Raw genomic sequence first — 9,222 nt, 5'->3', positions numbered from 1 at the left:
CTGCTTTTCTGATGCTGTTTATGCCTGTAAACAATTTCTGAAAAACAGGCTCACTTCTTCTAAGTTGAAAACTTACATAGAAAGACATTTATCAATCATTCGTCCAGGTCGGACGTTTGAAAGGCGACTGAAAAATCAATCAGTAGTAAGTTTCACCTATAGAGTATCATAATTTTTAAAAAAGGTCACAAAAACCTTTATTTGGTGTACACAAAAAGACCACATTTGAAAGTCTGATGTAATTATGAGCTTTCAAATGTGGTCTTATTTTAAATTCTAGGTCTTAACTTAATGACATTGGGCCCGAAGGTCAACCTTTTTTCGAATCAAATTATGGGTTATGGATACCTATAGAAGAAAGTAAGCTATCCACTTCCAAATGGCGAATCGTTTCAATCATCAAGAAGAGATCCTTAGGCGAAAAAACTTTTTGACCATGGTCTCCGTGCCTGGTTTCCTCGAAGGCTAAGATGGGTTTACCAGCAGTCGCCATATCCGCGACTACCGTCCCCACTTCCACATAGCGATTGATATCCAGATAAAAATCAGACTCTCGCGCAATTTCCTCATAAAGCAGGCTGTCTCTGGCCACACCTGGTGCCAGGGTAATGTTGGGGTAAACCAACAGATTCATCAGATTAGCAGTTCCCTCTGTTGGAGCCGCAACAATAAAGCCAATATTCGGCAATTCCCGAGCCAGGGTCTCCAGATGCAGCAACTCATCTGAGTAGGTATAAACCCAGCCGACATAGTCATATTGGAAAAGGCTATTCACTTGATTTTCTAAGAGAAAGGGGCTCGTAAGGGACAACTCATCCCAATCCAAATTGGTATAATACCACCAAACAGCTTGGTAAGGGACCCTCCGCAATTCGGACCAGGGCTTAAAAGCAGTATCAAAATGAATAATGATGGGATAAAGGGGACCTTTTTCCATTTCAACCACAGCTAGGGATTCGGCCCCCTTGCGTTTCTTGCCTTTCATTAGTAAGGAAACATCCATTTTACTGGATACTTTTTCCTCCAAGAGCGAGTTTTTGAAATTGACTGATTTTGGTACATGGTGACTAACCACCTTAACCCGATTATCTGATCCTGCTTCCACTACATCCTGGCTTTGAACGCTGGAAATACTAAGGATACTTCCCATATCTTTCTTAAAGACAGGATCCAGGTCAGCAGTCACAATCATATCCGGTGACAGAAGGAGGACATTTTCTTCTTCCACGTAGTGATCCAGGATATAACGAAATGGGCTAAACTCCACTTGATCATCAGCCACTGGTAAGCGAACAGAGGTTAAATCCACAGCATTACGGTTCAGACGCTTGCGAATTTTAACAAACCATTCCTTGGCGATACCATCATGTGCAATATAGAGGTGGAGGTTCTGGTTGTGTAAGACAATGGACTTAATCAAGGTCTCCAATTCTTGAATTTGGTTGGTTTTGGCAACCACGATAATGGCTTTGTTCATTACGGCTCCTTGTTAGCATTACATTATTTTGATTATAGCACACTTTCTAGGTGCTCGCTAGAAATCCAAGCCCCTTTTATGCATCCAATCCGTTTAAAAATTCTTGCATGTCCGCATGGTCTGGAACCAAGTCTAGCACAGCTTTCGCCGCTTGCGCTGCTTCAACTGTCTGCCCCATTTGCCTTAGAATATAAGCGTACTCTTCTAGGAATTCTGGGTTAGCCTTGAGGTCTCCGGCCAAGTCTTGGTAAATCGCAAGAGCCCGCTCATCCTCTTCCAATGCCAAGAGTGCCTTAGCTAGGTTCCATTTGGTCAAAACGGAGTCTACATCCGCTGGAATCTGTGCTACCAAGTCTGCATAGGCTTCCTCTTCCAGATAAAGATTACTGAGGCGCAAATAGATCTCTTCTAAGTCTTCAGCCACTTCCTTGGCTTCCAATAGATAAGCCTTGGCTTCCTGTGTTTCGTGGAGTTCGTAAGATAGTTGGGAAGCTAGCAAGAGCAAGTGGTCATCGAAGGGATTTTTAGCCAGACCCGCCTTGGCAACTCGCAAGGCTTCCTCTAGTTGATGTTCCTCTTTGAGCGCCCGTGCATAGCCCCACTCAAATCCCAGCATGTCAGGGGACAAGGCCTCAAGTTGGCGGAAATAATCCAAGGCCCGCTGCGCCCGACCTGTCTCTAATAAGAGAAGAGCCAATTCGTGGACGCTCTTATCATCGTATTCCAATTCAATCGCTTTTTCTAAAAATTCAATGGCCGCTTCCATTTTCCCCAGACTGGCATAGCTAAGGGCAATTCGCTGATAGGTTGAGATTCCAGTTAAGGCATAGATTTCCCGGTTATCCAGACTGGCATAAGCCTGAATAGCTGCCCGATAATTACCTAGCTCAAACTCTAATTCCGCAATCCCAAACACAATAATGGGATCATCGCTCAGTTCCTGGGCCTCCATCAACTTCTCACGCGCAACATCTGTCAATCCCTCCGCTTGGTAAAGGTCTGCTTTGACCAAAAGACTGGCTAAATACCAGTCACTGGTCTTCGGAATCTCCTCCAGGTAAGCAAAAGCTTCCTCGGTCCGCCCTTCCTGACTAGCCATTTGCGCCAGACTTAAAAAAGCTTCCGGATAAGCTTCTTTCACTTTCTCATAAAGAAGCTGAGCCTGATCGTAAAACCCCATTTCCTCAAGATAAAGGGCCATTTCAAATTGTTGTTCCGGTGAAGATTCTTGCAATAGCAGATCAAAGGCAGCCTGCGCTGCCTCTAAATTTTGATTTTCTAAAGCCTCTAAGAGAATTTGACTAGGATTCATGGTTTTCCTCCTCCTCATACAATCCAGATACATCCTGATACCAAGTAAAGAACGCTTCAACGATCACCTTGAGGGAGGCGTAGACAGGTACTCCTAAGAAAACTCCCCAAACCCCAAACATACTACCTGAAGTCAACAGAACAAAGAGAATGGTTAGGGGGTGAATATTGAGCTGACTCCCCAAAATCAAAGGGGACACAAAACGACCTTCAATGGTTTGCTCAATGATGAAGACCAAGATGACTTTAATCAACATGGCAGGACCAGCAATCAAGCCCAGAATCAAGGCTGGAATCATGGCCAAGAAGCTTCCCAAATAGGGAATTAAATTGAGAAAGCCAGCAGTAACCCCTAATGTTACCGCATAGTTAAGGCCAATTAACTTGAAAAAGATAATAAACATGATAGCCACGATAAAAGCCACTGCAATCTGCCCTTGAACATAGTTCCCTAGCTGCTTATTAACATCTGCTAAAACGCGACTAAAAGTTGGTCGAAATTTGGTTGGCATAAACTTGGTCAAATAAGGATTGAGTTCCTTACCATCCCGTAATAGATAGAAGACAATAAAGGGCATGATTAAGATTGCCACGAAAAACTGGGACAACCCCGTAAGAAAATTGCTAGCCCAGTTAACTGCGCGTGGAGAATACTGACTCACAAACTCGGTCAGCCGCTCTGAAACTTCATTATTCAAGGCCATGAATTGAGGCCGGGCTTCCTCAAAAATCGGTTGATCCACTAACTTATTGAGCACCACCTCGGCTTGATCCAGATAAGATGGGAAATTTTGGACAAAAGCCAAAAATTGATTCCGAAGATTGGGAATCAAAACGGCTACACCCCAAACCAAAAGAGCTGAAATCAGCACAAAAACAATGACAATCCCCCATAGCCGCTTGAGGCCCTTAGACTCTAGAAAATCCACCAAGGGGTTGAGCAAGTAAAAAATCAACCCTGACATAATGAGTGGCAGTGACAAAACCTGAAGAAAATCTAGGACTGGGGTAAAAAGAAAGCTAATCTTGGTTAAGAGATAAATGTTTAAAAAGAGTAGTAAAAAGACTAAAAAGACGGTGATGGCCTTGTTATCTAAAAACCACCTAAAAAACCAGGATAAATGGAAGTTACGTTCCTTTTCTTGCATGTCGCGCTCCTTCTTTAACGTTTCTAACCATTGTAGCATTTTTTCCCATAAATAACTGGATCAAGGCTGAAACTCACCCTCCTTCAAAACTCTTAATAGATGGGAAACTTTAAAAGGAAGGGGGTGCCTATGATATAATGGAGAAAAAAGGAGAATCTTATGTTTGAAACCCTCTATTTCGGTACCTATACCAAACGCAAATCACAAGGCATTTACAAGGCCAACCTAAACACTGAAACCGGACAACTTTCAGACTTGGAACTGGTAACCACGGAGACCAGCCCTACCTATTTAACCTTTAGTCCAAAAGGCAAGCTTTATAGCGTTGCTGCTCAAGATGGACAGGGAGGCATTGGTGCCTATACCTTACAAGGAGATCTGCTGAATCATGTGCTAGAAGATGGTGCTTCACTCTGCTATGTAGCCTACGATGACCAACGCCAATTGGTCTATGGTTCTAATTACCATAAAGGACAGGTAACATCCTATCATATTCAGGAAGATGGGCAATTAGCCCTTGCTGATGTCGTTACCCAAGAAGGGTCAGGGCCTCATCCCAATCAATCTTCCTCTCATGTCCACTTCTCAGATTTAACACCGGATAACTATCTCGTGACCTGTGATTTGGGTGCAGACCGTGTCACAACCTACACTGTTTCAGATACCGGCAATTTATCAGCTGTCGCACAATACCAAGCACAAGCAGGAGCCGGCCCTCGCCATTTGGTCTTCCACCCCTACTTCAAAATGGCCTATCTCGCCTGCGAACTCAACTCAACAGTTGAAACCCTGGTCTATGACGGAGTTGGAGATTTCGACTACTTGCATAGCCAGACAACCTTACCAACCGATTACCAGGGCGACAATGCTGTAGCTGCAATTCGCATGAGTCAGGACGGTAACTTTGTTTATGTTTCCAATCGCGGTCATAACTCCATCACCGTTTTCAAAGTACTAGCCGATGGCAACTTGGAACAAGTTCAAATTATCTCTAGCCAGGGGGATTTCCCTCGTGATTTCAATTTCTCCAGTGATCAAAATTTCTTAATTGTTGTTCACCAAGAATCGGATAACGCTTCTGTCTTTAAACGGGATAGGGAGACTGGCCGTTTAGACCTACTAAACAGTGACTTTTACGTTCCCGAAGCTGTTTTTGTTTCTTCCAATCCTTATGAATAGCCTTTCATAGAAAATTATGCTATTCTATTAATAGAAAAACAAAGGAGAGTCCTATGAATCCAACTGAACTATTTAACAAAGTCAAAGACATGATTGATAACAAAGACTTTGAAGCCGCAAAAAGCTTCATCGACGAACACAAAGATGAACTTGGATCTTACCTTGACCAAGCCAAATCATTGGTTTCAGGATCCGAAGGAATTAGCGGTGCAGTTGATAAGTTGAAAAACCTATTCTAATACCCATGCACCAGCCCTAAGACTGGTGCTTTTTTAATAAGGAGATACCTATGTTACATTTTGATTTATTGGTGATTGGTTTTGGAAAAGCTGGAAAAACTTTAGCCGCTAAGATGGCTAGTCAGGGCAAAAAAGTCGGTCTCGTAGAACAGGACCCCGCAATGTATGGCGGAACTTGTATCAATATCGGTTGTATCCCAACCAAAACCCTGATCCGAGCTGCTGAACAAAATCAAACCTTCAGTCAGGTCATGGAAGAAAAAAATGCCGTGACTGGTCGACTCAATAAGAAAAATTATGCGATGTTAGACGGAGCTGGGGTGACACTCTTTGATGCGCGTGCTCGATTTGTATCTGACAAGGTTGTCCAACTACAAGCCGGAACCGACCAACAAGAGGTCACTGCCGATATCATCGTCATCAATACTGGTGCTGTTTCCAATCAATTGCCAATCCCTGGCCTGCTCGAAAGCCAGAACGTCTATGATTCTACTGGCATTCAAACCCTTTCTGAACTTCCAAAAAACTTGGGTGTTCTAGGAGCCGGTCCAATTGGTTTGGAATTTGCGAGTCTCTATAATCGCCTTGGTAGCAAAGTAACCATCCTTGACGCTGCTGATACTTTCTTACCACGAAGTGAGGCTAGCCTAGCTCAAATGGCTAAAGGTTACTTGGAAGAAGATGGCATTCAAATTCATCTCGGAGTACTAACTCAAAACATCTCCAACACAGAAGAGGGTAAAGTCCTTCTCAACACCAACCAAGGAGATTTCGAGTTTGACGCCCTCCTCTATGCAACAGGTCGAAAACCCAATATCCAGAACCTTGGCTTGGAAAATACGGGCATAGCAGTGACCGATCGTGGTGCTATCCAAGTTGATCAACATTTACAAACAACAGTCTCTGGTGTCTTTGCCGTCGGAGATGTCAATGGTGGCCCACAATTCACCTACATTTCCTTGGATGATTTCCGAATTGTCTACAACTACTTAGCAGGTGACGGTAGCTACAACCTCGAAAACCGCAAAAATATTCCAAACGCTATCTTTATCAGCCCAACTCTAGCTCAAGTCGGACTCACAGAGGCTCAAGCTCAAGCTGCTAATCTTCCATATAAAGCCAAAGAAATGCCTGTGGCCGGAATGCCTCGTGCCCATGTCGACGGAGACCTTCGTGGAGCCTTTAAAGCTGTTGTGAATACAGAAACAAAAGAGATTCTTGGAGTTAGCATCCTTTCCCACAATGCCCAAGAAATCATCAACCTCATCACTATGGCTATGGATAATAAGATTCCATACACCTACCTAGCCCAACAAATCTTTACCCACCCAACTCTGGCTGAGAACCTAAACGATTTGTTCAATATCTAATCAAGCCAAATACCCCCGTGAGCTCGGAACTCACGGGGGTATTTCTCTATCTCTTTTTCCCAAGACTAGGAATCTACATTAGGCGTCTAGCTGACTATAAGCCTTGGCAATCCGTGCCCCAACCTTGGCATTGTTATAAACCAGTTGGATATTAGCTTTCAGACTTTCACCACCCGTCAATTCTACAATTTTTCCAAGAAGGAATGGTGTCATGTCTTTACCAGTAATACCAGCTTCTTCTGCTTCTACCACGGCTTTAGCAATGATGCCATCGATGTAGTCCGCTTCCAATTCGTGCTCAGTTGGAATTGGGTTCACCACAAGGGTCCCGGCTGTCAATCCAAGATTATGACTGACTTTATTCATGTGGGCAATTTCTTGAACGGAGTCAACCCGACTATTGAGCTTGTAAGGAGATTTGCTGGTGTAGAAGGCTGGTAGAACCTCTGTTTGATAGCCGAGCACTGGAACACCTTTGGTTTCCAAATACTCCAAGGTTCTTGGCAGATCCAAGATTGATTTTGCTCCAGCACAGATGACTGTTACAGGTGTCTGAGCCAACTCTTCTAGGTCAGCGGACACATCCATGGTTTCTTCGTAGCCACGGTGTACTCCCCCGATCCCTCCTGTTACAAAGAAGGGAATACCCGCTAAATGAGCCCCAATCATAGTGGTGGCTACTGTTGTAGCTCCGATTTTTTTCTGGACGAGAATCAGAGCTAAATCGCGCCGGGATACCTTGGCTACGTCCTTTTCGGTTGCCAAGCGTTCCAAATCTTCCGTGCTCAGTCCAATTTTATATTTTCCGTCCATAATCGCAATGGTAGCAGGAACAGCACCTTCTTCACGAATAATGGCTTCAACTGTTTGCGCCATCTCCACATTTTGAGGGTAAGGCATCCCGTGAGAAATAATGGTCGATTCAAGGGCTACAACTGGTCGGCCTTCCTCTAGGGCTGCCGCAACTTCAGGGGCAATATCAAGATACTGTTTCATTGGTAAAAAGTTCCTTTCTTTCTTTAGCAAGACGTTCCTTAGACAAGGTTGGTCGAACTGTGTCCTGTGAGGCAATTGTATAGTAAGAATTGGTTAAACCCAATTGCAAGGTTTCCTGGATGGAGGCTCCATTTAACCAGCCGTAAATAACACCCGAAGCCAGGGCATCACCGGCACCCGTAGCATCCACAACCTGGTCCAATTTAACTGGTTGAACTTCAAGGTAGGTTCCATCCGCATGAGCATAGATCATGCTCTCCGCACCTTCTGTAATCAAAACCTGTTTCAAACCATGCTCTAACCAAGCCTGAGCCAGATCTTTTTTGGTGACCTTCTTGCTCAACTTCAACTCTAAATAAGCCTCAGATTCATCCAAATTCACAATCAGCCACTCAACCCCATTTAAATCCTGAGGTAGGTGCTTCATCTTCGGCGCTGATACGGGCACCAAGGCTAGCTTCAACCCGTGCTCACGCGCTAATTGAATGAGATAATCCAAACTCTCCTTGGGCAGATTCAAATCCGCCACAATTCCTTTGGCATCCAACAATAGATTCTCATTTTTGGACAACCAAGAGGGGGTCATCTCATCGCAAATCGTCATATTAGCCAGCGCTAAGGTCATGTCACCGTCCTCATCCAGGATAGCCACATAAGAACTAGTCGGATGATGACTCTGCTTGTCAACATACTTGAGATTGACATAGGACTGGGTCAGAGCCTTTAGCTGCTCCCCATCATGGTCATCCCCAACCAAGGAAAGCAGGAGGACATCCTCCTCTAAACGCCCGAGATTCTCTGCAATATTCCGACCAACCCCTCCTACCGAAAGACTGGCACCAACTGGATTAGAGGTCCCCATCTGCAGCTTTTCCCTGGCATAAAACTTCCGATCCAAATTCATCCCACCAATACAGACCACCGACTTGGACTCCTCCAAGATATATGCCCGACCACGGAGATAATTCTTTTGCACCAAACTGGAAATGAGATTCGCCACCGTTGAACGCGAATAGCCAACCTGCTTTGCCAACTCCTGCTGGGACTGATACGGATCCTGGCGAATCAAATCCAACACCTCTTGCTCACGATCTGTTAACACAAGAAACCTCCTCTCTAAACACTTGTCAAAACCCAAACAATTGTTTCAACAACCTCAGTATACGCCAACTCCTCCAAAAAAGCAAGAAATATACTCTTTTAGATTATAAACTGTATGTGGTATACTATTTTTATGGCATACGGAATTGATTTTAGAAAACGTGTCCTTGAATATGTTAAAGAGGGACTGGATGGGTTACACTAAACTAGACAGAAATTATAAACTCTTCTAAAATTGAATCAAAAGGAGAATATTATGGCTAGGCGTACCCGCCGTCATTTCAGTGACGAATTCAAACAACAAATCGTAGATCTTCATCGAGCAGGTAAAAGACGCAGTGAAATTATCGAACAGTATGATTTGACTCCCTCAACCTTTGATAAATGGATTAGACAGTCTA

At 44.0% G+C, this 9,222-nt stretch carries 9 protein-coding genes and 1 pseudogene; 5 read left to right on the top strand and 5 right to left on the bottom strand.

The features are described 5' to 3' along the window. Positions 1 to 172 (top strand): annotated as a pseudogene (locus I1A59_RS09705) (IS4 family transposase); the annotation flags it as partial. A gap of 159 nt (positions 173 to 331) precedes the next feature. On the opposite strand, the gene I1A59_RS08330 reads toward I1A59_RS09705, so the two are convergent. The 3 genes from I1A59_RS08330 to I1A59_RS08320 all read right to left on the bottom strand — a co-directional run bounded on the left by I1A59_RS08330 (position 332) and on the right by I1A59_RS08320 (position 3,936). Beyond that, entirely contained in the window at positions 332 to 1,477 is a 1,146-nt protein-coding gene (locus I1A59_RS08330; protein ID WP_196092316.1) for a hypothetical protein, read from the bottom strand. A 76-nt stretch (positions 1,478 to 1,553) separates the two neighbouring features. Continuing rightward, entirely contained in the window at positions 1,554 to 2,789 is a 1,236-nt protein-coding gene (locus tag I1A59_RS08325; protein ID WP_196092315.1) for a tetratricopeptide repeat protein, read from the bottom strand. Further along, positions 2,779 to 3,936, bottom strand: a complete 1,158-nt coding sequence (locus I1A59_RS08320; protein ID WP_196092314.1) for an AI-2E family transporter — start codon at positions 3,934 to 3,936, stop codon at positions 2,779 to 2,781. Before I1A59_RS08320 ends, I1A59_RS08325 begins: the two co-directional genes overlap by 11 nt. 159 nt (positions 3,937 to 4,095) lie before the next feature. Here I1A59_RS08320 and I1A59_RS08315 point away from each other — a divergent pair, with 159 nt between their 5' ends. From I1A59_RS08315 to I1A59_RS08305, 3 genes are read left to right on the top strand one after another with little or no spacing between them, the layout of a single operon-like run. Then, positions 4,096 to 5,115, top strand: coding sequence for a lactonase family protein (locus I1A59_RS08315; RefSeq protein WP_196092313.1), 1,020 nt, complete (start codon positions 4,096 to 4,098; stop codon positions 5,113 to 5,115). A gap of 53 nt (positions 5,116 to 5,168) precedes the next feature. Beyond that, positions 5,169 to 5,354, top strand: a complete 186-nt coding sequence (locus I1A59_RS08310; RefSeq protein WP_196092312.1) for a hypothetical protein — start codon at positions 5,169 to 5,171, stop codon at positions 5,352 to 5,354. 50 nt (positions 5,355 to 5,404) lie between these two features. Continuing rightward, positions 5,405 to 6,724, top strand: a complete 1,320-nt coding sequence (locus I1A59_RS08305) for an FAD-containing oxidoreductase (RefSeq protein WP_196092311.1) — start codon at positions 5,405 to 5,407, stop codon at positions 6,722 to 6,724. A gap of 78 nt (positions 6,725 to 6,802) precedes the next feature. On the opposite strand, the gene I1A59_RS08300 is transcribed toward I1A59_RS08305, so the two are convergent. Beyond that, a complete protein-coding gene (locus I1A59_RS08300) occupies positions 6,803 to 7,720 on the bottom strand; it encodes a pseudouridine-5'-phosphate glycosidase (protein ID WP_196092310.1) in 918 nt (305 codons plus the stop codon). Further along, positions 7,704 to 8,822 carry a carbohydrate kinase gene (locus I1A59_RS08295; RefSeq protein WP_196092309.1) on the bottom strand — a complete coding sequence of 373 codons (1,119 nt, stop codon included), beginning with the start codon at positions 8,820 to 8,822 and terminating at the stop codon, positions 7,704 to 7,706. The genes I1A59_RS08300 and I1A59_RS08295 overlap by 17 nt, the downstream gene beginning before the upstream one ends. Positions 8,823 to 9,077: 255 nt before the next feature. Between I1A59_RS08295 and I1A59_RS08290 the strand changes: the two genes are divergently transcribed. Continuing rightward, positions 9,078 to 9,222, top strand: a 145-nt coding sequence (locus tag I1A59_RS08290) for a transposase (RefSeq protein WP_196090939.1), incomplete at its 3' end; no start/stop codon positions are given.

The organism is Streptococcus sp. NLN76 (assembly GCF_015686645.1).
Lineage (GTDB): Bacteria > Bacillota > Bacilli > Lactobacillales > Streptococcaceae > Streptococcus.
This window is presented reverse-complemented; position numbering and strand designations above follow the sequence as displayed.